This is a genomic window from Vibrio sp. 1-2 (7-a), from assembly GCF_013048515.1.
Taxonomy (GTDB): Bacteria; Pseudomonadota; Gammaproteobacteria; order Enterobacterales; family Vibrionaceae; genus Vibrio; species Vibrio diabolicus.
This window is the reverse complement of record NZ_VHSQ01000021.1, coordinates 1-22,063: the sequence shown is the minus strand read 5'-3', so window position 1 is coordinate 22,063 and position 22,063 is coordinate 1. Positions and strand designations below refer to the sequence as shown.

19 protein-coding genes, 2 tRNA genes and 1 riboswitch are annotated in these 22,063 nt (G+C 46.0%); of the genes, 8 read left to right on the top strand and 13 right to left on the bottom strand.

The window, feature by feature from the left end; all coding sequences use genetic code 11:
- Positions 1-61: 61 nt before the first annotated feature.
- Both FKN08_RS23185 and ggt read left to right on the top strand, forming a co-directional pair.
- The gene (locus FKN08_RS23185; protein ID WP_005397021.1) at positions 62-733 is read left to right on the top strand and encodes a LysE family translocator; all 672 of its coding nucleotides are present in this window, start codon (positions 62-64) and stop codon (positions 731-733) included.
- Positions 734-831: 98 nt separating this feature from the next.
- On the top strand, positions 832-2,598 hold the full coding sequence (gene ggt, locus FKN08_RS23180) for a gamma-glutamyltransferase (RefSeq protein ID WP_170892944.1): 1,767 nt from the start codon (positions 832-834) through the stop codon (positions 2,596-2,598).
- Between the two features lie 759 nt (positions 2,599-3,357).
- Here the strand turns inward: ggt and uvrD are convergent.
- Positions 3,358-5,532, bottom strand: a complete 2,175-nt coding sequence (gene uvrD, locus FKN08_RS23175; protein ID WP_005397027.1) for a DNA helicase II — start codon at positions 5,530-5,532, stop codon at positions 3,358-3,360.
- Positions 5,533-5,812: 280 nt separating this feature from the next.
- Between uvrD and FKN08_RS23170 the strand changes: the two genes are divergently transcribed.
- The 4 genes from FKN08_RS23170 to FKN08_RS23155 all read left to right on the top strand — a co-directional run bounded on the left by FKN08_RS23170 (position 5,813) and on the right by FKN08_RS23155 (position 8,246).
- Positions 5,813-6,073: a DUF2282 domain-containing protein gene (locus FKN08_RS23170; protein WP_031780600.1), complete on the top strand. Its 261-nt coding sequence runs from the start codon at positions 5,813-5,815 to the stop codon at positions 6,071-6,073.
- 82 nt (positions 6,074-6,155) lie between these two features.
- Positions 6,156-7,025, top strand: a complete 870-nt coding sequence (locus tag FKN08_RS23165; RefSeq protein WP_170892943.1) for a DUF692 domain-containing protein — start codon at positions 6,156-6,158, stop codon at positions 7,023-7,025.
- Positions 7,022-7,780 carry a DNA-binding domain-containing protein gene (locus FKN08_RS23160; protein WP_170892942.1) on the top strand — a complete coding sequence of 253 codons (759 nt, stop codon included), beginning with the start codon at positions 7,022-7,024 and terminating at the stop codon, positions 7,778-7,780. The genes FKN08_RS23165 and FKN08_RS23160 overlap by 4 nt, the downstream gene beginning before the upstream one ends.
- 10 nt (positions 7,781-7,790) lie before the next feature.
- A complete protein-coding gene (locus FKN08_RS23155) occupies positions 7,791-8,246 on the top strand; it encodes a DoxX family protein (RefSeq protein WP_012841278.1) in 456 nt (151 codons plus the stop codon).
- Positions 8,247-8,273: 27 nt separating this feature from the next.
- Here the strand turns inward: FKN08_RS23155 and FKN08_RS23150 are convergent, their stop codons facing one another.
- Together FKN08_RS23150 and FKN08_RS23145 are read right to left on the bottom strand one after the other, a co-directional pair.
- Positions 8,274-8,558, bottom strand: coding sequence for a hypothetical protein (locus tag FKN08_RS23150; protein WP_005397034.1), 285 nt, complete (start codon positions 8,556-8,558; stop codon positions 8,274-8,276).
- Between the two features lie 91 nt (positions 8,559-8,649).
- Positions 8,650-9,843 carry a multidrug effflux MFS transporter gene (locus FKN08_RS23145; protein WP_005397036.1) on the bottom strand — a complete coding sequence of 398 codons (1,194 nt, stop codon included), beginning with the start codon at positions 9,841-9,843 and terminating at the stop codon, positions 8,650-8,652.
- Positions 9,844-9,950: 107 nt separating this feature from the next.
- Between FKN08_RS23145 and FKN08_RS23140 the strand changes: the two genes are divergently transcribed.
- Together FKN08_RS23140 and FKN08_RS23135 are read left to right on the top strand one after the other, a co-directional pair.
- A complete protein-coding gene (locus FKN08_RS23140) occupies positions 9,951-10,892 on the top strand; it encodes a LysR family transcriptional regulator (RefSeq protein ID WP_006743068.1) in 942 nt (313 codons plus the stop codon).
- Positions 10,893-11,094: 202 nt separating this feature from the next.
- Positions 11,095-12,885, top strand: coding sequence for an aminopeptidase P family protein (locus FKN08_RS23135; protein WP_170892941.1), 1,791 nt, complete (start codon positions 11,095-11,097; stop codon positions 12,883-12,885).
- 135 nt (positions 12,886-13,020) lie between these two features.
- Here FKN08_RS23135 and thiH read toward each other — a convergent pair whose 3' ends face one another.
- The 10 genes from thiH to FKN08_RS23085 all read right to left on the bottom strand — a co-directional run bounded on the left by thiH (position 13,021) and on the right by FKN08_RS23085 (position 22,017).
- Positions 13,021-14,133, bottom strand: coding sequence for a 2-iminoacetate synthase ThiH (thiH, locus tag FKN08_RS23130; protein ID WP_170892940.1), 1,113 nt, complete (start codon positions 14,131-14,133; stop codon positions 13,021-13,023).
- A 34-nt stretch (positions 14,134-14,167) separates the two neighbouring features.
- Positions 14,168-14,935: a thiazole synthase gene (locus FKN08_RS23125; protein WP_170892939.1), complete on the bottom strand. Its 768-nt coding sequence runs from the start codon at positions 14,933-14,935 to the stop codon at positions 14,168-14,170.
- A 5-nt stretch (positions 14,936-14,940) separates the two neighbouring features.
- Positions 14,941-15,195 carry a sulfur carrier protein ThiS gene (gene thiS, locus FKN08_RS23120; protein WP_005378804.1) on the bottom strand — a complete coding sequence of 85 codons (255 nt, stop codon included), beginning with the start codon at positions 15,193-15,195 and terminating at the stop codon, positions 14,941-14,943.
- Positions 15,196-15,233: 38 nt separating this feature from the next.
- A complete protein-coding gene (locus tag FKN08_RS23115; protein ID WP_104969969.1) occupies positions 15,234-16,007 on the bottom strand; it encodes a HesA/MoeB/ThiF family protein in 774 nt (257 codons plus the stop codon).
- Positions 15,994-17,409: a thiamine phosphate synthase gene (locus tag FKN08_RS23110; protein WP_170892938.1), complete on the bottom strand. Its 1,416-nt coding sequence runs from the start codon at positions 17,407-17,409 to the stop codon at positions 15,994-15,996. The genes FKN08_RS23115 and FKN08_RS23110 overlap by 14 nt, the downstream gene beginning before the upstream one ends.
- A complete protein-coding gene (gene thiC / locus FKN08_RS23105; RefSeq protein WP_170892937.1) occupies positions 17,409-19,349 on the bottom strand; it encodes a phosphomethylpyrimidine synthase ThiC in 1,941 nt (646 codons plus the stop codon). The genes FKN08_RS23110 and thiC overlap by 1 nt, the downstream gene beginning before the upstream one ends.
- Positions 19,350-19,513: 164 nt before the next feature.
- Positions 19,514-19,612: riboswitch (TPP riboswitch) on the bottom strand.
- 60 nt (positions 19,613-19,672) lie between these two features.
- Complete coding sequence (gene crcB / locus FKN08_RS23100) at positions 19,673-20,056, bottom strand: fluoride efflux transporter CrcB (RefSeq protein WP_005397071.1); 384 nt, start codon at positions 20,054-20,056, stop codon at positions 19,673-19,675.
- Positions 20,057-20,180: 124 nt separating this feature from the next.
- Positions 20,181-21,563, bottom strand: a complete 1,383-nt coding sequence (locus FKN08_RS23095; protein WP_170892936.1) for a multicopper oxidase family protein — start codon at positions 21,561-21,563, stop codon at positions 20,181-20,183.
- A gap of 239 nt (positions 21,564-21,802) precedes the next feature.
- Positions 21,803-21,879: transfer RNA gene (locus FKN08_RS23090), tRNA-Trp, on the bottom strand.
- A gap of 61 nt (positions 21,880-21,940) precedes the next feature.
- Positions 21,941-22,017 (bottom strand) — tRNA-Asp (locus tag FKN08_RS23085).
- Positions 22,018-22,063: the final 46 nt, after the last annotated feature.

Here is a 22,063-nt window from a genome sequence, read left to right as displayed (position 1 = left end):
CAAGCACTAGCGAATAAGAATCACGACAATAGCTCATATCCACTATGTTTTGAGATGTGTTATGAATGAATCGACTATCCTTTTAACGCTTGCCAGTATCCACTTCATTGCCTTAATGAGCCCAGGTCCGGATTTTGCGCTTGTGGTACAAAATGCCACCCGTCATGGCCGTCAAACTGGCTTATACATTGCGCTTGGCTTATCAGTCGGTATTTTGCTGCATTCTTTATTCAGCATAACGGGGGTGAGCTATTTAGTTCACCAGCATCCTCTGCTCTACTCCGTCTTACAATTGCTTGGGGGCAGCTATCTGTTGTATTTGGGTATCGGTGCACTGCGCGGCGTGATCGCGACGATCAAAAACCCACTTTCTGATCAGCCAAGCAAAAACAGTAATCTTGTGATCGGTAATAAACGTCAGGCGTTTACCAAGGGGTTCGCAACCAATATTCTCAACCCCAAAGCCTTAGTATTTTTTGTGAGTTTAATGTCGAGCCTTGTCCCAGTGGGCATGTCGGTGACAGGAAAAGGAATTGCTCTGGTGATTTTGTTTGGTTTGTCGCTACTCTGGTTTTCTAGCCTTGCATGGATGCTGTCAACGCAGCGCTTGCAAACAAGATTGCAGCAAGCCGGCATTTATATAGATGGTTTATGTGGTGTGGTATTTACCCTAGTTGGCAGCAGTATTTTAGTGCAAACCTTCCGCTCCTTTCTCGATAACTCTCTGATTTAAAAGCGTCGCACACTCGACATTTCTTTAATAGGAAACTCGACGACTATCTCCGTGGCTGCCAAGCTGAATAACCTTAGTTGGCAACATGGAGAGTCATCATGCAATGGACATTTAACCGACTCGTACTATCGGGTCTTTTTCTTACTTCCCCTTTCACCTTCACTGGACAAGCCTTCGCTAACCAAGCTGCAGATTCGGTCGCACCAGAGCACAGCACTGGCATTGAGCAAAAGCAGCTGGTCAAAGCTAAAGATTATATGGTTACCGCTGCTAACCCACTGGCGACTCAAGCGGGTGCAGACGTACTTGAGCAAGGCGGGAATGCGATAGATGCCATGGTCGCGGTGCAATTGATGCTTGGCTTAGTTGAACCCCAGTCATCAGGTATTGGTGGCGGTGCGTTCTTAGTGTATTGGGATAGCGAAAAGCAAAAACTGACCACTTACGACGGGCGTGAAACCGCCCCCCTCGCCGTAACGCCAAAGCTATTTTTAGATGAGAACGGTCAGCCATTGCAATTCTACGATGCCGTGGTTAGTGGACGCTCTGTCGCAACACCAGGCACCGTGAAACTATTGTGGGATACCCACCAGAAATACGGCAAGCTGGAATGGAAAAAGATCATTCAACCTGTTATCTCGCTTGCGGAGCAAGGATTCAAAGTCAGTCCTCGCCTAGCAAGCTTGATAGAAAAAGACGCCGAGCGTTTATCACGCTTTCCAGTCACAAAAGCCTATTTCTTTAACTCGGATGGCTCGCCAAAAACCGAAGGTACGCTATTAAAAAACCCTGAATACGCACAAACGCTGAGTGCTATTGCTAAGCAAGGCGCCCAAGCCTTCTACCATGGGGATATCGCCAGAGACATTATCGAGACGGTACAAAACGCGCCAGGTAACCCCGGTGTATTAGCCCAACCCGACTTTGATACCTACCAAATCAGACAACGTGAGCCGGTTTGTGCAGCATACCAAAGCTATGACATTTGCGGCATGGGACCACCAAGCTCTGGCGCGCTCACCATTGGTCAGATTTTGGCGATCACTGAACAGTACGATCTCAAAGGCTGGGGTGCTAACAGCATTAAATCTTGGCAAGTACTCGCCGATGCATCGCGTCTAGCGTTTGCTGACCGTGGTAAATACATGGCAGACCAAGATTACGTGCCGATGCCAACTCAAGGCTTGCTTGATAAAAGCTACCTCCAGCAGCGAGCAGAGCTGATCCAAGTCGGCAAAGCACTAAGCAAAGTTGAAGCGGGCAATCCTCCGTGGTCGCACGCAATGAACTTAAGCATAGACGAGTCCATTGAACTCCCTTCCACCAGCCATTTCAATATCGTCGATAAGCAAGGCAATGTGGTTTCCATGACGACCACCATTGAGAATGCGTTTGGCTCGCGCTTAATGGTGCGTGGCTTCTTGCTCAATAATGAACTGACCGATTTTTCTTTCCGTACTCATAACGAAGGAATCCCAATCGCCAACCGCATAGAACCAGGCAAACGTCCACGATCTTCAATGGCCCCGACCATTATGATGAAAGATAACAAACCTTACATGGCGATAGGTTCTCCGGGTGGCAGTCGAATCATCGGTTACGTGGCGCAAACCATCATTGCCCACACGCAATGGGATATGGATATCCAACAAGCAATCAATCAACCACGATTACTCGACCGTTTTGGCACCTTAGATATTGAACAAGGTACCGCTGCAGAAGGCTTACAGCCAGAGCTGGAGAAGATGGGCTTTAAAACCAATGTTCGTGATTTGAATTCTGGACTGCATGCGATACGCATAACAAAAGATGGACTAGAAGGTGCCGCAGATCCTCGTCGAGAAGGAGCAGCAATCGGCAAATAGGCCTGTTTTGCTCGACTCCTTGTGCGAGATCTCTCACAAGGAGTGGAGCAAACCTCTCTTTTTTAATGGTAAAACAGCCCACAAACAAACATAAGATATTGAATAATATAAATATGTTTGTTTTTCAAACGCTTTTGATTGAGAAAAATGTGGGCTTCGACCATTGTTGAGAATCGTGAAGAGCGTAATATGAACCTTGTCGGAAGGATGCTGACACGGAACAGGAAACACCACGGATTTGGTGAACTTCAGGAAGAAGAAACGGGTATTCAGGATGAATAGTCGGGCATGGATTGCAAAACTGGACATTGAACGGAATCAATAGCAACTAGGACGGTTGCTACTAAGGACGGGAAATGGACACCTCTGGACGAGGAAAGGACTGAACATCAGGATGATGTCATGGACACCGCTCAGGGAACAAGTGATGAGAGCTAACGAGGATGGTTAGCAGACCAGGATAAGGTCAAGGACACCGCTAGGAAGGCGACGAAAGGATTAAGCTGAAGGAATGCAGCACGCTATCAAGGATTTGATGCATGGAGCACTTTTAGTAGCTGGATTGCTGCGAGTAAGACTATAACCCCGACGGGCGTAAGCCCTCGGGGTTTTTCTTTGTCTAAAGATAAGCGATTTAGACTAAACTCCTTTTCGAATAGCGTCATTTAGTTCCCTATCTTTCAGCATTTTGTTGATTCAAAACAGCCAAAACAGAAAGAGCCACCGAAGCAGCTCTTATGTTCATTTTTTCACAAAGCCCTACAGCTTCTCCAGTCTCGCGTAAGCGGTGACTAACCATTTAATGCCTTCACCATTGAAAGCAATCTGCACTCGGCTTTGTGGGCCACTACCCTCAAAGTTGATGATCGTTCCTTCACCAAATTTCGGATGCATCACACGAGAACCTAGTGAAAAACCAGTCTCATTGAAGTTTTCTTTTACTGCGGTTTGGCTAAAACGTCCACTACTTGAAGGGCGACTCACTTGCGCCTTCATGCGCACTTCATCCAAACACGTTTCTGGTAATTCACGAATAAAGCGCGATGGTTTGTGGTATTTGTCCTGGCCATATAGGCGACGCATTTCCGCGTAAGTAATGTAGAGCTTTTGCATCGCGCGCGTCATACCCACATAACACAGACGGCGCTCTTCTTCCAAACGCCCAGCCTCTTCAGCGGACATCTGGCTTGGGAACATACCTTCTTCCACACCGACCATGAATACCAATGGGAATTCCAAACCTTTCGCACTATGCAGCGTCATCAGTTGGACTGCATCTTCAAATTCGTCCGCCTGACCTTCACCCGCTTCCAGAGCCGCATGCGTTAAAAATGCCGTCAGCAGAGACATTTCTTCCGCTTCTTCTGGTTTTTCGAATTGGCGAGTGGCGGTAACCAGCTCCTCCAAGTTTTCTATGCGAGCTTTAGACTTTTCGCCCTTCTCTTGCTCATACATCGCAAACAAACCCGAGTACTTGATCACGTGGTCCGTTTGCTCGTGCAATGGCATTTCTAGTGTATCGTCTTCCAGCGCGGTGATTAATTCGACAAAACGACTTAACGCGCCAGCTGCTCGACCCGTTAATACTTGCTCATCGAGCATTGCCAGACTGGCTTCCCACATAGTGCAACCTCTATCACGAGCAGCACGACGGATAGTCTCTAGCGTCTTATCGCCCAGACCACGTGTTGGGGTATTCACGACACGTTCAAACGCGGCATCATCGTTGCGGTTCGCCATCAAACGCAAGTAGCTCAACGCATCTCTGATTTCTTGACGCTCGAAGAATCGCATGCCTCCGTAAATACGGTACGGTAAGCCTGCCTGAATTAATGCTTCTTCCAAAACACGAGATTGCGCGTTGTTGCGATACAGCATCGCAGCATCATTCAATGCGCCGCCATTCTCTTGCCACTCTTTGATTTTATTGACCGCAAAGCGCGCTTCGTCAAGCTCGTTATAAGCGCTGTAAACCGAGATCGGCTCTCCCACATTGCCATCCGTCCACAGCTCTTTACCCATACGTTCAGTGTTGTTCGCAATCAAGGTATTGGACGCTTCAAGAATCGTCTTGGTCGAACGATAGTTTTGTTCGAGACGGATGGTGTTCACGCTCGGAAACTCCAGCGTGAACTTCTCAATGTTCTCGACTTTTGCACCGCGCCAACCATAAATTGACTGGTCGTCGTCACCAACAATCATCACGTGACAATCTGGGCCAGCCATCATGCGTAGCCAAGCGTATTGAATGTTGTTTGTGTCTTGGAATTCGTCAACCAAGATATGTTTAAAGCGTGCTTGGTAGTGTTCACGCACAAACTTGTTGTCACGCAGTAGCTCATGCGCGCGCAGCAAAATTTCCGCAAAGTCCACTAAGCCAGCACGATCACACGCTTCTTGGTAAGCGGTATACAGCTGCAAATAAGTTTTGGTCACTGGATCGTGATAAGCGTCGATATGCGATGGGCGTAATCCTTCGTCCTTCTTACCATTAATCCACCATGAAACTTGGCGTGCAGGCCACTGCTTTTCATCCAAGTTTTGCGCTTTGATCAAGCGCTTTAACAAGCGCTGCTGATCATCGCTGTCTATGATTTGGAAATCTTCCGGTAGCTTGGCATCAAGATAGTGTGCACGCAAAATGCGGTGACAAATACCGTGGAAAGTCCCATTCCACATGCCAGATGCACTGCCCATCATCAACTCTTCAATACGACCACGCATTTCTGCTGCCGCTTTATTGGTGAAGGTGACCGACATGATCGAGAAAGGAGAAGCTTGCTCGACTGACATAAGCCAAGCGATACGGTGAACAAGAACGCGAGTCTTACCACTCCCTGCACCAGCAAGGACAAGTAAGTTTTCTAGAGGAGCTGCAACGGCTTCACGCTGTTTATCGTTTAGACCGTCGAGTAATAGAGATGGATCCATCATGATGAGCTACTGGTTATTTATACATAAAAACCGATTATAACCTAAACAGCTGGGTGCTGTTTAGACAAAACTTGATAAAAAATTCGTTGTTTTTTTAATCTTTCATTCAAAGAGTTAACGAAGGTAATCACCCCAAAACCATTCGCGAGAGTTATTTTTATGAAAGTTTTTCTGCCTCATCTCTATCTTTTAATTTAAGCAAGTGGATAAAGGTTGTACGCCAAACGGCGCATCGACTTGCCGAATGAAAGTAAAAGGAAATCACTCAGAGGAAATTATGATGAAAAAATCGAATCTTGCTGTTACTGCTGCTGTTACTGGCCTTCTTGCTCTTGGTGGCACCATGCTCACCGCAGCCCCTGCTGTCGCAGCAGAAAAAGAAAAGTGTTATGGCGTGGCGAAAGCCGGTAAAAATGACTGCGCAACGAAAAACAGCTCTTGCGCGGGCACCTCTAAAGAAGACAACCAAAAAGATGCTTTTGTTGTCGTTCCTAAAGGATTGTGTGACAAATTGGCTGGCGGTAGCACCAGCGGCTCATAACTCAACATCACAAGTTTCTGTGGGGCGCGTTGCACTTTAACCAACGCCCCCAGTTACTCGCCAATCAGAAAAGGAGTTTCACGTGAAACATCACTCTTTCCATCCTCTTGCTGGCGTTGGATTACGTTCCCCTCATCTCGATTATTTTAGCCAACACAAACCTGAGCTGTCGTGGCTAGAAATCCACAGCGAGAACTACTTTCAGCCCAACTCAGCAGAGCGCCATCAACTACAAGCATTACGCGAGCACTACCACATCAGTTGCCACGGTATTGGTTTATCGCTGGGCTCGGTGGAACGTGTGAATACGAAACATTTAGCGCAACTAAAAGCATTGATAAATACAATTGACCCGCTCTTCGTCTCTGACCATTTAAGCTGGAGTGAAAATGGTGGTCACTACTTCAATGATCTACTTCCCTTGCCTTACACGGAAGAAGCGCTGCAAGTCTTCACTCGTAACGTGCTTGAAGTGCAAGAATATCTACAACGTGAAATCTTAATTGAGAACCCATCTAGTTATGTGAAGTTTCACCATTCAACCATCAGCGAATGGGATTTTCTTACCGAAGTGCAAAAGCGCACCGACTGTCGTTTATTACTCGACTTAAATAACGTATATGTTTCCGCCTTCAATCACGGTTTTGATTGCGACACATACCTAGATGCGATTCCAGCCGACAAAGTCGACGAGATTCATTTGGCAGGTTTTACTATTAAGACATTGGATAAAGGTGAGATTTGGATTGATACTCATAGCCGTCCCGTCAGTGATGATGTATGGCAGCTGTTCGTTAGTTGGACACAAAAACACGGCCCTCGCCATACGCTGATTGAATGGGATTTGGATATTCCTGCACCAGAAATCCTCCTTGGCGAAGCAGAAAAAGCATCCTCACTATTGCAGAAAAATCATTTAATTGACCAAAAGAGCAAAAGGAAAGCGTCATGAATCTTGCGACCTTGCAGAGTCAATTTGCTAAAGCCCTACATTATCAAGCGCTCGGTGAAGAATGCGACATTGTGAGTGACAAGTTTACCGCAGATGAACGCATACAGATTTACCGCAATAACTTTATCATCAGCTTGAGTGAGGTATTGGCAGCAACCTACCCAATGGTTGAAGCCTTAGTTGGAAAAGAGTGCTTCGATCAAATTGCTCGCCAACACGTACTTTCTCACCCCTTAGCAGAAGGTAATGTCGTACATTATGGTGTGGGCTTTCAAGATACGATTATGCAGTTTAGTCAGGTCATGACCCAAGCCCAGTACACTCCTGAAGTCGCAAGGTTTGAATGGCATATGGACTTAGCTCGACAAATACAGAATGAGAAAGTCGAAAAACCAAATCGAATCCCTTTATCTGCACTTGCCCAAGTGACGGAAGAACAACAACCTCAATTGGTGTTTCATTTGCGCACTGGCAGCCGCAGCTTTGACTCAAACTACGCCGTATTTGATCTCTTTCATGCGATTCAACACCAAGAGTTTGAACAACTCAATATCAATCAATTACAGCGAGGTGTCATCTCGATTCAAGCTAATGGAGAAGCTCAATGTCACGCACTCGATACCGATGTTTTTCAACTGCTGCAATGTTTAGAGCAGAAGCAGAGTTTGAGCGAAATACCCGAAGCTTTGCTCGATCACCTTAATAGCATCATGGCACTCGATCTCGTTGACGGCTTTACATTGAAATCAATCTAAGGAGCACTCTATGACGAATACGGTTAAAAACTTAGTCAATCGGTACGACGACTTGATCAATACCTTACAAGCTGGCTTTGTCCCTTTACTACTTCTCTTTTGTCGTTTGTGGGTTGCATGGGTGTTCTTCAATTCAGGGTTAATCAAAGTTTCTTCTTGGGATAGCACGCTGTATCTATTCGAATTGGAATACCAAGTGCCACTTTTGCCTTGGGAGTTAGCGGCCTACATGGGAACGGCTGCCGAGTTAATTCTGCCAGTGTTTTTAGCGTTGGGATTAATTACCCGCCCGATGGCTGCGATTCTGTTTGTGTTCAATATCATCGCGGTCATCTCTTACCCGGTATTGTGGGAAAAAGGGTTCTATGACCATCAATTGTGGGGATTCATGATTTTAGTGGTCATCGTATGGGGACCGGGAGTTATCTCTATTGACCATGTTATAAAGAACAAGTTGACGCGATAAAAAAATCCCCGCAGTGGCGGGGACTTTTTATTGTTTATTTAAGTAAGCAAGAAGCTCATCAGCTGAGATGCCCTGTTGAGCAAGATCTTTTGCCAACAGCTCAACTTGTTCGCCTTTGCGCGACTCAATCACTTGCTGGAATTGGTACACGATATCACGCAAAATTGGCAGAGGTACTTGTTTAGCCGCACTACGAATACGCTCGGAGCTTTGATTACCCAGCTCATTAAGCAACTTGCCAAACATCACCTTTTCTGGTGAATCTTCCATTTGCTCTAGAATACGAGCCATTTCATACGTGGTTAACGACATTACTTTTTGAGTTCCGTTATGGTGTCAGGAAAAGTCTGAACGACAAATATACACGCCTTACTTACATTGGAAAATACTAAATTACACTGATTTACGCTTTCGCAAAGCTTGAATGCCAGTTCTTACCTGCTTTTGTAAACAGAACCACCAACGCAGGCAATAGAACCCACATATGAATTGCGATCAGTGTTTGAGGTTCCAAAGATAAACGCTGCAACGTACCAACCAACAAACCAGAGCCACTCATTTGGAACAACCCAAGCAGTGCAGCTGCCGTACCCGCCTTATCACCAAACGGTTCTAATGCTTTCCCTGCTGCTGCACCCAGAATGAATGCAAAACCCACTGACGACATGAAAATAGGTAGCATGAAAGAAAGCGCGGTATTCTGACCATTCATCACCAGCATAATCACACCTGCGAGGCCCAGAGTCGAGATCCCCGTAACCAAAGTGTTGTGCGTGCCAACGCGCTCCATAAACTTAGGCGCAAGCATACAAGCCGCAATATTGATCACTGCATTTACACCAAACCAGAAGGTGAACTCATTCATCGACAACCCCATCCCTGTCATCAATACCGATGGCGCCGAGGTGACATACGCAAGAATAACCGCCATTGCCATTAAACACAGTGAAGCATGGAAGACAAAAGATGGCGTACTAAGCACTGCCCAGTAACGGCTGAGCTTAAACACGGCTTGCTTTTCCGTTGATGGGTTAGTCTCTTTCATCATGAAAAACATCAATGAACCGGACACAACGGCAAAGCCAGCCATAAAGCTGAAGTTAGCTCGCCAATCAAATTGCTGAGTTAACCAGCTACCTAGAATTGGAGCTAAAGCCGGAATGAAACAAATCGCACCGTTAAGGTAGCTGATCATTTTGCCGCTTTTTTCCGGGCCAAAGATATCGCGAACTGTTGCAAAGGCTGCTACCGATGTCGCACACGCACCTAAGCCTTGTAGCAGTCGGGAAACCAACATCCACTCAATATTTTGAGCACTCCACGCCAATAAAGCGCTCATCGCATAGATAGTGATACCGCCCAATGCAACAGTTCGACGTCCGAGTTTATCTGCCAAAGGGCCAGCAAACAGTTGCCCGACACCCATCGCAAATAAGAACCAAGTGATCGTGTCTTGTGCTAGCGCATTATCGACCTGAAAAGTGGAAGCAATAAGAGGTAAAGCAGGTAGATAAATATCAATCGCAAGAGGACTGAAAAGAACCAAAAGGGTCAATAACGCCATCTGTTTTTTACTATTAGAAAACTGGCTAGGCACACAACACTCCGAATTGGATAAAGAACTTTGGATAGAGCTTAATCATCTGATGATATGAATGGAAATGATGTATAATCATGAGCATTATTCCTTAGAGGAAATTCACCGTGAACGTCGAAAAACTGGCTCGTATCGATTTAAATCTATTGGTCTGTTTTAAAGTTTTGATAGAAGAGTTAAATGTCACCCGAGCCGCCCACCGACTGTGCTTGAGTCAGTCTGCCGTGAGCAAATCACTGGCTAAACTGCGCATCCAATTTGATGACCCGCTTTTCACCCGAAACTCGCATGGATTAACACCAACACCGCGCGCTTTGTTTCTTAAACCTAAACTGGATCTGTTGATAAACCAGTTAGAAGTACTGACTCAACCAGAAGAGTTCTCTCCACAAAGTAGCGAATACCGTTTTCAAATAGCAGCGGTTGAAAGTGTTTACCCTCTGATTCTACCCCATTTCTTACCGGCGATTTTTCAGCAAGCCCCTGGGGTAACGATCAGCACTCACCCTTGGTCCGATAATACTTTTAAAATGCTGCAACGTGGAGAGCTAGACTTAGGCTTAACTGGAAAAGATATCGATATTAATGATGCCAAGCTGACTCTGCTGCCACCCGATGACATATGCGAACTGGAAATTTATCGAGATCACCAGATGTGTATTATTCGCAAAAATCACCCAGCATTAAAACAGCCTTGGAACCTCGAAGCGTATCTCGCCCTGCGTCACGTACAAGTGCGTTGTGACGGCAACGACCGTTGGCTGTTAGATTATCGCCTTGCCGATATTGGAGCCGACCGCGATATTGCCGTCACCGTTCCGGACTTTAATAGTGCCGCAAGTTTATGTTCCTACACTGACTTTATTTTTACCGCTCCAAGCCATTTTGTGCAGCTCGCTGCTAAACAGCTTGATTTGGTCGTACTACCACTCCCGCTAGAATTTCCACCTATGGCATACACTTTATTCTGGCACCGAGACAGAGAAAACGACCCTGCATTGGGTTGGCTACGTACGATGATCACACAAAAAACCGATCACCTTAGATAAAAATACCGCTCTCAATTTGCGCTTAGCGGGTAAAATGAGTAGCTTAACTGTCGTAGTCCTTTTTGGCTCATCTATGGCCTAGTTGTACTCCGACTCAACCTAAGTCATTGCAAACTTGCGTTGATCATAAACTGCATGAAGCAGAAGGAAACAGCTCCCACACCTGAGCATGAAGGAGCGGTAATTTGAAGGAATAAAACAGATGCACAACGAAACTCTCAGCCGCGTGAATGCGATTCGCGAATGGCTTATACAACATAATATTAATGCCCTACTGGTTCCGCACGAGGACGAGTATTTGGGTGAATACGTCCCAGCGCACAACGAGCGCTTACATTGGTTAACAGGCTTTACTGGTTCTGCTGGTGCTGCGGTAATCACCAAAGACAAAGCCGCTATCTTTGTTGATGGCCGCTATACCGTTCAAGTCACCAAACAAGTCCCTGGTGACCTATTTGAATATCGTCACCTTATTGAAGAACCAGCTTTAGATTGGGTTCTAGACAACCTGCCAACAAACGCATCTGTCGCAATTGATCCTCGTATGCACAGCTCAGCTTGGCTAGATATGGCACAAGCTAAACTGGCTGGAAAGCTTGAGCTAAATATTCTGACCAACAACCCAATTGATGAGTTGTGGCATGACCGCCCAGCGCCTGTTGTCTCTGACGTTCGCCTAATGCCAACAGAAGCCGTCGGTCAATCAAGTGAGAATAAGCGTCAAGAGATCGCCCAACTGGTTAAAAAAGCAGGTGCAGATAGCGCTGTGATCACAGCATTAGATTCTATTTGTTGGCTGCTGAATGTACGTGGTTTGGATGTATCACGCCTACCAGTTCTGCTTTCTCACGCGATTCTGCACTCAGATTCAAGCGTGGAATATTTCCTCGATCCTGCTCGTCTACCTGCTGATTTTGACGCTCACGTAGGCACCGGTGTGACCGTTCACCACCCAGAAGCACTTAAATCTCGCCTTGAAGCCATGACAGGTAAAAAGGTATTAGTTGACCCTGCAATCAGTAACGCTTGGTTTAAGCTAGTACTACAAAACTCTGGTGCGTCCGTGATTGCAGCAGCAGACCCATGTCTGATGCCAAAAGCGGCGAAGAACTCGGTTGAAATTGCCGGTATGAAGGCGTGTCATATCCGCGATGGCGTGGCAATGAGCAAGTTCCTATGTTGGTTAGATGCGGAAGTTGCTGCTGGTAACCTGCATGACGAAGCGACATTAGCAGACAAACTGGAAGCATTTCGTAGCGAAGACCCTACGCTAATGGATCTCAGCTTCGATACCATTTCAGCGGCAGGTGGTAACGCGGCGATGTGTCACTACAACCACGAAAACCAACCCGAACCTGGCAAGCTAGAGCTGAACACACTTTACCTAGTGGATTCAGGCGGTCAGTACCTCGATGGCACTACAGACATCACGCGTACAATTGCGATCGGTCAGCCTTCACAAGAGATGATTAAACAATTCACTCTCGCGCTAAAAGGCCACATCGGTGTTGCTCGTGCACGTTTCCCGAAAGGCACACGTGGTTACCAAATCGATACTCTAGCTCGTCAGCACCTATGGGCGGAAGGTTACGATTACGATCACGGTACTGGTCACGGTGTTGGTCACTTCCTAAGTGTTCATGAAGGTCCAGCGAGCATTTCGAAGAAGCAAATCGACGTGCCTCTAACAGAAGGTATGGTGCTATCCAACGAGCCAGGTTACTACCGTGCAGATGCGTTTGGTATCCGTATTGAAAACCTAGAGCTTGTTGTTGAAACACCAACTAACGGTGACTTCCCTGTTCTGTCATTTGAGTCACTAACACGCTGCCCAATCGACAAACGCAACATCAATGTTGATATGTTAACTCGTCCAGAACTTGCTTGGCTGAATGATTACCACCAGAAAGTATGGGATGAGATCAGCCCGCTAGTCGAAGGTGATGTTAAAGAGTGGCTTCGTCAGGCAACGCTACCTGTAGCACACAGCTAGAAGCTAGAAGCTAGAAGCTAGAAGCTAGAAGCTAGAAGCTAGAAAAAAGTAGAGGGTTGATGTTTTGCATCAACCCTCTTTTTTTGCTTATGTTTCACGTGAAACATAACGATGGCTAGTGGCTTTATTTATTGCTTAACCAGAATACGCCAAGTGCCAATCTCGCCATACAGGGTCAAATCCTTTGGCTCGAATCATATCTTCCACAGAACCCGCACTTCGCTCATCACTGATCTCAAACTGCTCGAGTTCAACATCATCCATCGCATAACCCCCCGGCTGAGTTTTCGATGCAGCAGACATACTGGTGATGCCTAACGGTAATGCATTGTCTCTGAACTTGGGTGATTCACGAGTCGATAACGACAACTCCACCTCCGGATTCAACAAGCGATAAGCGCAAATCAACTGAACAAGCTGCTTATCCGTCATGACTGATTTTGGTTGGAGTGCGCCCTCACAAGGACGTAAACGTGGGAAAGAAATTGAGTAACGAGTCTGCCAATATGTGCGCTCAAGATACTCCAAGTGCGCTGCCACATAAAAACAATCTGTACGCCACTCTTCCAATCCTATCAAAGCGCCAATACCGATCTTATCGATGCCTGCTTTTGCAAGACGATCGGGTGTATCCAATCGGTATTCGAAATCCATCTTATTACCACGTAAATGGTGCTCAGCATAAGTCGAAGGATGATACGTTTCTTGATAAACCATCACCGCATCCAAACCCAATGTCTTCAGCTCTGCGTATTCGTCTTGATCTAGCGGCTGCACTTCCATCGCCAAATAATTAAAGCGTTGCTTAATCATCGGTACCATTTCGCGGAAGTATTTCATGCCCACTTTGGTTTCGTGTTCGCCAGTCACCAGCAATACGCTATCGAACTTCATGCGTTTAATGGCTTCAACTTCCGCAGCCACTTCGTCCCTATTCAAGGTACGACGCTTGATTCTATTCTCCATTGAGAAGCCACAATAAGTACAAGCATTGGCGCACAAATTAGAAAGGTACAATGGAATGTAAAGCGACATGGTATTACCAAAACGCTTGCGAGTTGCCGAGTATGACAACTGCGCCATTTGCTCTAAGTACGCTTCTGCCGCTGGTGAAATTAGCGCCTTAAAATCTTCCAAATCACGCTTGGATTTATTCAATGCTCGCTCAACATCTTGTGCCGTTTTCGCGTAGATCGACATCGAGATGTCATCCCAATTAAGCTGCTTAAATTGTTCAACGAAGCTCATGTTTTCCTCGCTTAATAGCTAAACCAATCTAGGACTAAAGCTCATCTAGGAATGACGTCAGTGGACTCGACGCAACCGCATGAGAAACCTTACCCGCAAGTCCGGCTTCATAAGCCATACGCCCCGACTCTACCGCCAACTTAAATGCCTTCGCCATCGCAACAGGATCGCTCGAAGCTGCAATCGCAGTATTGACGAGCACGGCATCCGCGCCCATTTCCATCGCACGTGCGGCATGTGAAGGAGCACCAATACCCGCATCGACAACCACTGGAACATTAGCTTGGTTGATAATGATCTCTAGGAAATCGTGAGAAACTATCCCTTTGTTAGAACCGATCGGCGCACCTAATGGCATGACCGCAGCACAGCCTACCTCTTCCAATCGTTTACACAGAACCGGGTCAGCATGACAGTAAGGAAGGACAATGAAACCTTCACGAACCAGTTGCTCAGCGGCTGCAAGTGTCTCAATAGGATCGGGCATCAAGTATTTCGGGTCTGGGTGAATTTCTAGTTTTAACCAGTTTGTACCTAACGCTTCTCTCGCTAATTGTGCTGCAAACACAGCATCTTTAGCATTCTTTGCACCTGAGGTGTTCGGCAATAAGTTCACACCCGCTTGTACTAGCGGCAGCAAAATATCGTCTTGTTGGTCGTTCACATCCACACGCTTCAACGCCATGGTCGCAAGTTGAGATCCCGACACTTGAATCGCTTCTGCCATTAATCGGCTGCTGGCAAATTTCCCTGTTCCCGTGAACAGTCTAGATTCGAATTGTTTATCACCAATTTTAAGCATCGACTTTAACCCCCTGCGATCGCTTGAAACAAAGAGATGCTATCTCCCTGTGAAAGAACTGTGCTAGCCCACTCACTGCGCGGCACAACATTGTTATTAATTGCAAAAACACAGCCCATTTCAGGCAGCGCAAATTGACTAATGATTTGCTGTAGATTCGACTCACTGGCAACTTGATGTGACTGGTCATTGATGACAATAGTGATCACATCTAAGTCAGCAGCGGTCATTTGTGTTGTTTGTTGTTCTGATAACGTCATTGCTTCCAACTCTCTTAATTCTGTCCATTACTCGTAAGCTAAATCTGAGCACACACTTGGCACTGTTTGTCTTTGCTTATCGCCATGGTTTGCCATTGCAGTTTCAACCCATCAAACAGATGCAACTTGGCAGTCTCGACATGAAACTTTCCCGTCGCCAGTTTTTGAATTGCCGCTATCGCTTGGTAGTTACCAAGTGTGCCCACCACCGGACCGACGACACCGCTCTCACTGCACTTTTGCGTTTGCGGTAATTCGTCAAACGGATACAAACAGCGATAACAGGCTTTACTCTGCGCTTCTTGTTCATTTGATGTTTGGTAATCAAAGACAGCGAATTGCCCTTGCCAACCAATCGCCGCCGCCGAGATGAGCGACGTATTTTGCTCGAAACAAACTTGGTTAATGAGCTGGCGCGTTGGCATGTTATCGGTGCAGTCGAGTACCACATCCGCAAGCATCACCTCAAGCTGCAGCTGTGCTTTGTCTAATCGCTTATTGAGGGCACGAATTTGAACCATAGAATTAAGTTCATTGAGTTGTTTTACAGTCGCTTCTGTTTTCGCAACTTGGAGGTCTTGTTCACGATAAATGATCTGACGCTGTAGGTTACTGCTATCAACTTCATCATCATCAACCACAACCAATTTACCAACGCCCGCTGATGCCAAGTACAAACTCGCTGCGCTTCCTAATCCACCACAACCGATGATCAACACATGCGATTTACTCAAGCGCTGTTGCCCAACTTCGGCAATTTCAGGCAGAGCGACTTGGCGTTGATAGCGAAGGAACTGCTTATCCGTGAGCATGCTCGCCTCTCTTGGTATCCACCAATTCACTATTCTGATCAGCAAACGTTAGCTGTCTTTCCTTCATCAGTTGTGCGAAAAACTCGATGACGGACTGAGGTGATTCTGCCAACGTAATAGCTCGCACAACTGCCAAACTAGAAACACCTGTTTGCCAAACTTGGTCTGCATTAGATTGGTCAATGCCACCAATCGCGACCGTCGGAAAGCCAAGCACATAGTCACTACCTGCTTTGTCTTTTGCAGGACGGAAAGCAGCCTCTGTATTTGTATAAGGAATGCTATCAATCAGCTTTTGATACAGTGCCAAGCGCACCAAACCTTGTGGTTTCGATGGCATTTGTTTTGTGGTGGTTGGGAAAATATGCCCTAGCGCGATGTAGCTAGGATGAATTTGTACGATGCGCAGTAGTTCGTAATAACCATGCGTAGAAAGACCAAGACGAATGCCGGCTTTGGTTAGCTGAGCCAAATTCGACTCTTCTATGTCTTCTTGTCCTAGGTGAACGCCATAAGCGTCATGCTTGATTGCCAACTGCCAATAGTCATTGATGAACACTTGTGCTTGATATTGACGACCTAGCTCAATTGCTCGAATGATCTGTTGTTCCAAATCGGCTTGTTGTGGGTTCTTGATTCGTAGTTGAATAGTGTTGATGCCTAGTGGCAGTAGGCGCTCAATCCAAGCAACATCATCAACGACTGGATAGAGTCCTAGACTTTGCTTAGGTAGAGTTGGAAAGTTAACGCTCTCTCCTTGTGCTGACCAACCAACTTGAATACCGAGTCGGTTATCTTCCAGTACAGGTGTCGGGAAATCATCAAATTGGTCAGCCCACTTAGTAGATCGTCCCTCGTCAAGGTTGTCATTCAATAGTGTTTCACGTGAAACATTCGCTTGTTGAGTTAGCATCCCTCGAGCAAGTGTTAACGCATCTTCGATAGGAGAATCGAGTGCTGTCAGCGTTACTATCCAAGCAAGGTGATGTTCGGGATCGAAGATTGCGTTGGGTTTGGACTTAACGGCAAGCGCTCTCACTTCGTTGTTAATTGGGTGACGCCAGATATCAAGCTGAAGCACTTTCTCCTTTTCATCGGCAACCTGCGCATCAGCAATACCAATATAAATCGCTTTCGACGGTTGCTTTGCACACGCTTCTACCGATAAAGAAGAACGGTAATAAAGCACAAATGAACTCTCATGCTCAGAGTTATGTCCATCAATAAGATCAGTCGTTATATGTGTAGTCTGTTGGTCGCGAACAAGCTGAATAGATTGAGTTGGGCTCACACCCAACTCAATGTCTTCAATGCTAAAACCCTGTTCTTTCGCCAACAACAAACATTGCTGAACTAAACCTGTTAGTTCAATCAATGATGACGGAATAAGGATTTTTCTCATTAATCACTTACCTCGGCATGTGCTGCTGGGTGGTATAACTCAGAACCTGACTCTCTAAATTCTTGCGATTTCTGACGCATCCCCTCAAGAGGATCATCAAGCATTTTGATCGAGATAGCTTGGTCCGCAGCAACTTGCTCAGTGTCTTTCGCGTACTCTCGTACCTCTTGCGAAATCTTCATCGAGCAGAACTTTGGTCCGCACATCGAACAGAAGTGAGCAACTTTTCCCGACTCTTGAGGCAAGGTTTCATCATGGAAAGCTCGAGCGGTTTCTGGGTCGAGTGACAAGTTGAATTGGTCTTCCCAGCGGAATTCAAAACGTGCTTTAGAAAGCGCGTTATCACGAACTTGTGCGCCAGGGTGCCCTTTAGCCAAATCAGCAGCGTGAGCAGCAAGCTTGTAAGTGATCATGCCTACCTTCACGTCTTCTTTGTTTGGTAAGCCAAGATGCTCTTTAGGTGTTACGTAACAAAGCATCGCACAGCCATACCAGCCAATCATGGCAGCGCCAATTCCTGACGTAATATGGTCGTAACCAGGAGCGACGTCTGTCGTCAGTGGACCAAGCGTGTAGAACGGAGCTTCATGGCAGTGCTCTAGCTGCTCTTCCATGTTCTCTTTGATCATATGCATTGGAACATGACCAGGGCCTTCAATAATGACCTGAACGTCGTATTCCCACGCTATCTTGGTCAATTCACCAAGGGTACGAAGCTCTGCAAATTGCGCTTCGTCGTTAGCATCGGCAACCGAGCCAGGACGCAGACCATCACCTAGAGAAAGTGCTACATCATACTTAGCACATATTTCACAGATCTCTCGGAAATGGGTGTATAAGAAGCTTTCTTGGTGATGCGCTAAACACCATTTCGCGATGATAGAACCACCACGAGAAACGATGCCAGTAACACGCTTTGCAGTCATTGGCACATAGCGAAGTAGTAAACCGGCATGGATAGTGAAGTAATCAACGCCCTGCTCTGCTTGCTCAATCAGAGTATCGCGCATCACTTCCCAGTTAAGGTTTTCGGCAACTCCATTCACTTTCTCAAGCGCTTGATACATAGGTACGGTACCGATCGGAACCGGGCTGTTACGCAGAATCCATTCTCGAGTTTCATGAATATTGCGACCTGTGGAGAGATCCATAACAGTATCGCCACCCCAGCGTGTCGCCCACACTAGCTTCTCAACCTCTTCCTCAATCGAAGACGTCACCGATGAGTTACCGATATTAGCGTTCACTTTGACCAAAAAGTTACGTCCAATGATCATTGGTTCGGATTCTGGGTGGTTGATATTAGAAGGGATAATCGCGCGACCTTCGGCAACTTCTTTGCGAACAAACTCGGCGGTAATGTCTTTTGGAAGATTCGCTCCAAAGCTTTGACCAGGATGCTGTTGATTCAGCACATCATCACGGTACTTGGCACGACCCATGTTTTCACGCAGCGCGATGAATTCCATTTCTGGGGTAATAATGCCTTTGCGAGCATAGTGCAGCTGAGTGACGCACTGCCCATCTTTGGCACGTCGAATACGTGGTAGATTACCGTAACGAAGATCGTCTAGTGTTTCGTCTTCTAAGCGTTCTTTGGTGTACACCGAGCTTACTTCATCGAGTAACTCTGTGTCACCGCGTTCTTCAATCCAGCTTTCTCTTAATTTAGGTAAGCCGTTATAAAGATCTATGGTGTGTTCCGGGTCAGTGTATACTCCAGAGGTATCGTAAACGCGTACTGGCTCATTAGGCTCGAAGATTGGCGCTTCTTTTGTGCCACCAATCAGGCTATCTGCTAGCGCTATTTCACGCATAGGTACACGAACATCTGGACGTGAACCTTCTACATATACTTTTGTGGAATTTGGGTACGGCTGTACCGAGAGTGTTTCAATGAACTGTTTTGCTTCCAGTCTCGCTTGTTTGCGACTCGACATAGCATTTTTCCTTGCTTTGTTATACTAGATAAAAAGTAATTGGATAAAAATGCTTGGCGGATAGATGCGACAAGAGGAGTCAAATTAAGGCTAAATAAAGCTTAAGTAATTTGCCTATAACAACATTCGACTATTTGATAGGTCAACCAGAAAGAACTCCGGTATAAATATCTTCTCTTGTTCCCTTCGCAGATTCTAATCTGATCAGGTTCAACGGATCCCGAATTAACGGTCTCAGCCTTATGGCACTCCGACAAGTGATATCAGTATATAAAAACGGCCTGGTTAAACCAAGCCGACCTGTTTAATTTTTAACTACTTTGCTAGCTGCGCATCAATAATTGGAAACCGATCCACGCAGCAGAGATGCTCAGCACCACATTTAATAAAATATTTAACCCCATCTTAAAAAATGCACCTTGCTGCATAAGTAAAACATTATCCATAGAAAAGGTGGAAAACGTCGTCAGTGCCCCTAAAAATCCCAAACCAATCACTTGTCGCCAAGGTTCTGTTGCCAACAGTTCATTGTCGAACGCAGCAATCAACAAGCCCATTATAAATGAACCAACCACATTAACGGTTAACGTACCGTATGGAAAACCACGCCCCAATAAAATGACACACAGTTCAGATATCAAGTAACGAGAACACGCACCAAAAGCACCACCTAGCGCAATAAAACCAAGAATGGAAAACTGCCCCATAATTCCCCCCAACACTATTGATGACGATATTGTAACCAAAACTAAAGCGATATTGATGGTGAAATTTTAGAATTCGACAACGTATTGCATTTAAAACACGCTGAGATTAAAAAAGTTACAGGAGTCACTTTACTTCAATATACCCCATCAAACCGGTTTTCATATGCTCAATAACATGGCAGTGATACATCCAACGTCCAGGGTTGTTAGCAACAAAGGCAGCTTTGGCACTGCCATTTTTTCCAAGTAAAACCGTATCGGTATGGAACGGTTCGTCAAGTTTCTTGCCATCTAACTCAAGAACAGTAAATGTATGCCCATGAAGATGAATAGGATGATGATATTGAGTAACGTTCTTCAAATTGAAGATATAGGTTTTTCCAAGTTCCAATTTTGAAAGTGGTGCTGGGATATTATCTTTACTCATTCCCTCCCAAGCTCGTTTGTTCATCAGCCAGAATTTAGGTATCGCTTTGCCCGATTTATCGGCAGGAGTGATCGCCCCCTCCCATTCAAACACATAATCGATTTGCTCCGCATTTTCCAAATCAAGATCAGGCACAGGGTTGAGAGGCAATAAAGGCAGTTTCTTGTTGCTTGGCAGGTCAGACTCAACAACTTCAAACTCACACAAAGAGAATGGGAAGCGCCCTTTCATTTGACGCACATAAACACGCTCTCCAGCCTTCGGAGCAATCAATCCGATATCCAATCTCATTCCCGGACCAATTTTGTGTTGAGTGAGCCTATAAGGCGTTTTAACTGGATTGCCATCGATGGCAATAACCCAAGCCTCTGTGCCTTCAATCGCGATCGGATAGGTAATGGTGTTATCGACATTAGCAATTCTTAATCGCGTAGTCGCGTTCTGCTTCAGCGTATAAACAGGCTCATGAATACCATTGACGCTACTCCACTCTCCTGGCGTTCCCATACGTGCACTCAAGCGCGGCACCATTAGATTCTTCCACTGTCCTTGCTTGTCTAAATGCCAATGCTTGAGGACGACTTCATGCTCTTCATCAAACTGAACAGGCTCAGCCTCTTCAACAATTATTAGCCCAACCAACCCCATACCAAGCTGCTTAACGCTGTTCATGTGTGGGTGATACCAAAACGTACCTGCATCTGGCGGAATAAACTCATACGTAAAAGTCTCTCCGGGCATGATAGGAGCCTGGCTTAAAAACGGAACTCCATCCATTTCAATAGGAATCCTCAAGCCATGCCAATGAATCGTCGTCGGCTCTGATAGCTTATTGATGAAGTTGATTGTTACCTTTTCCCCTTGTCGGCAACGAATTATCGGTGCAGGTATACGCCCATTAAAAGCTAATACCTCAGTATTGAAACCGGGCACTAGTTCAGCCGTAGAAGGCTCTGCAGTTAGATCGTAAATGTAATGCCCGTTTTTATCTTGCTGCCGCGATAAAGTACAAGCTGGTAGAACAGCTAGAATAGAAATAGCCAAAGAAGATTGAATAAAGCGACGACGAGAGATATCCATGAATAGTTACTCATTAATCCAGATGAGTCGAGTGTAACTAAATATAAATAATGATTCTCATTTATTGCTAACATTTCGGAGCTCTTGGTTATAACGACTAGTCTAATAGGTTGGTGAGTTAATAAATACTTACAAAGAGCAGCAGGCAGCAGAAAGGCATATAGGTGGGATGAGAGGACACATGCATAGTGTCAAGCAGATACAAAAAAGGCTCTGACCTAAGTCAGAGCCTTGATATATGGCAGGGGTGGAGAGATTCGAACTCCCAACACGCGGATTTGGAATCCGCTGCTCTGCCAATTGGAGCTACACCCCTTTAGAATTCTTATATTCTAGATTTGACAAAACCTCGCATGGGCGAGGTTGTCGATATTAAGTGGCGGAGTGGACGGGACTCGAACCCGCGACCCCCGGCGTGACAGGCCGGTATTCTAACCAACTGAACTACCACTCCGCAGTGGTATCACTCGCTTGTAATCAGCAAGTGTCCAAAATTTAAA

What these genes read in the sequence shown, in the direction of transcription:
- FKN08_RS23135 (WP_170892941.1), top strand. Translation starts at nt 11,095, where the DNA reads ATGCACAACGAAACTCTCAGCCGCGTGAATGCGATTCGCGAATGGCTT.
- thiH (WP_170892940.1), bottom strand. Translation starts at nt 14,133, where the DNA reads ATGAGCTTCGTTGAACAATTTAAGCAGCTTAATTGGGATGACATCTCG.
- uvrD (WP_005397027.1), bottom strand. Translation starts at nt 5,532, where the DNA reads ATGATGGATCCATCTCTATTACTCGACGGTCTAAACGATAAACAGCGT.
- FKN08_RS23160 (WP_170892942.1), top strand. Translation starts at nt 7,022, where the DNA reads ATGAATCTTGCGACCTTGCAGAGTCAATTTGCTAAAGCCCTACATTAT.
- FKN08_RS23155 (WP_012841278.1), top strand. Translation starts at nt 7,791, where the DNA reads ATGACGAATACGGTTAAAAACTTAGTCAATCGGTACGACGACTTGATC.
- crcB (WP_005397071.1), bottom strand. Translation starts at nt 20,056, where the DNA reads ATGGGGCAGTTTTCCATTCTTGGTTTTATTGCGCTAGGTGGTGCTTTT.
- thiS (WP_005378804.1), bottom strand. Translation starts at nt 15,195, where the DNA reads ATGACGTTATCAGAACAACAAACAACACAAATGACCGCTGCTGACTTA.
- FKN08_RS23115 (WP_104969969.1), bottom strand. Translation starts at nt 16,007, where the DNA reads ATGCTCACGGATAAGCAGTTCCTTCGCTATCAACGCCAAGTCGCTCTG.
- FKN08_RS23095 (WP_170892936.1), bottom strand. Translation starts at nt 21,563, where the DNA reads ATGGATATCTCTCGTCGTCGCTTTATTCAATCTTCTTTGGCTATTTCT.
- FKN08_RS23125 (WP_170892939.1), bottom strand. Translation starts at nt 14,935, where the DNA reads ATGCTTAAAATTGGTGATAAACAATTCGAATCTAGACTGTTCACGGGA.
- FKN08_RS23110 (WP_170892938.1), bottom strand. Translation starts at nt 17,409, where the DNA reads ATGAGAAAAATCCTTATTCCGTCATCATTGATTGAACTAACAGGTTTA.
- FKN08_RS23170 (WP_031780600.1), top strand. Translation starts at nt 5,813, where the DNA reads ATGAAAAAATCGAATCTTGCTGTTACTGCTGCTGTTACTGGCCTTCTT.
- FKN08_RS23150 (WP_005397034.1), bottom strand. Translation starts at nt 8,558, where the DNA reads ATGTCGTTAACCACGTATGAAATGGCTCGTATTCTAGAGCAAATGGAA.
- FKN08_RS23185 (WP_005397021.1), top strand. Translation starts at nt 62, where the DNA reads ATGAATGAATCGACTATCCTTTTAACGCTTGCCAGTATCCACTTCATT.
- ggt (WP_170892944.1), top strand. Translation starts at nt 832, where the DNA reads ATGCAATGGACATTTAACCGACTCGTACTATCGGGTCTTTTTCTTACT.
- thiC (WP_170892937.1), bottom strand. Translation starts at nt 19,349, where the DNA reads ATGTCGAGTCGCAAACAAGCGAGACTGGAAGCAAAACAGTTCATTGAA.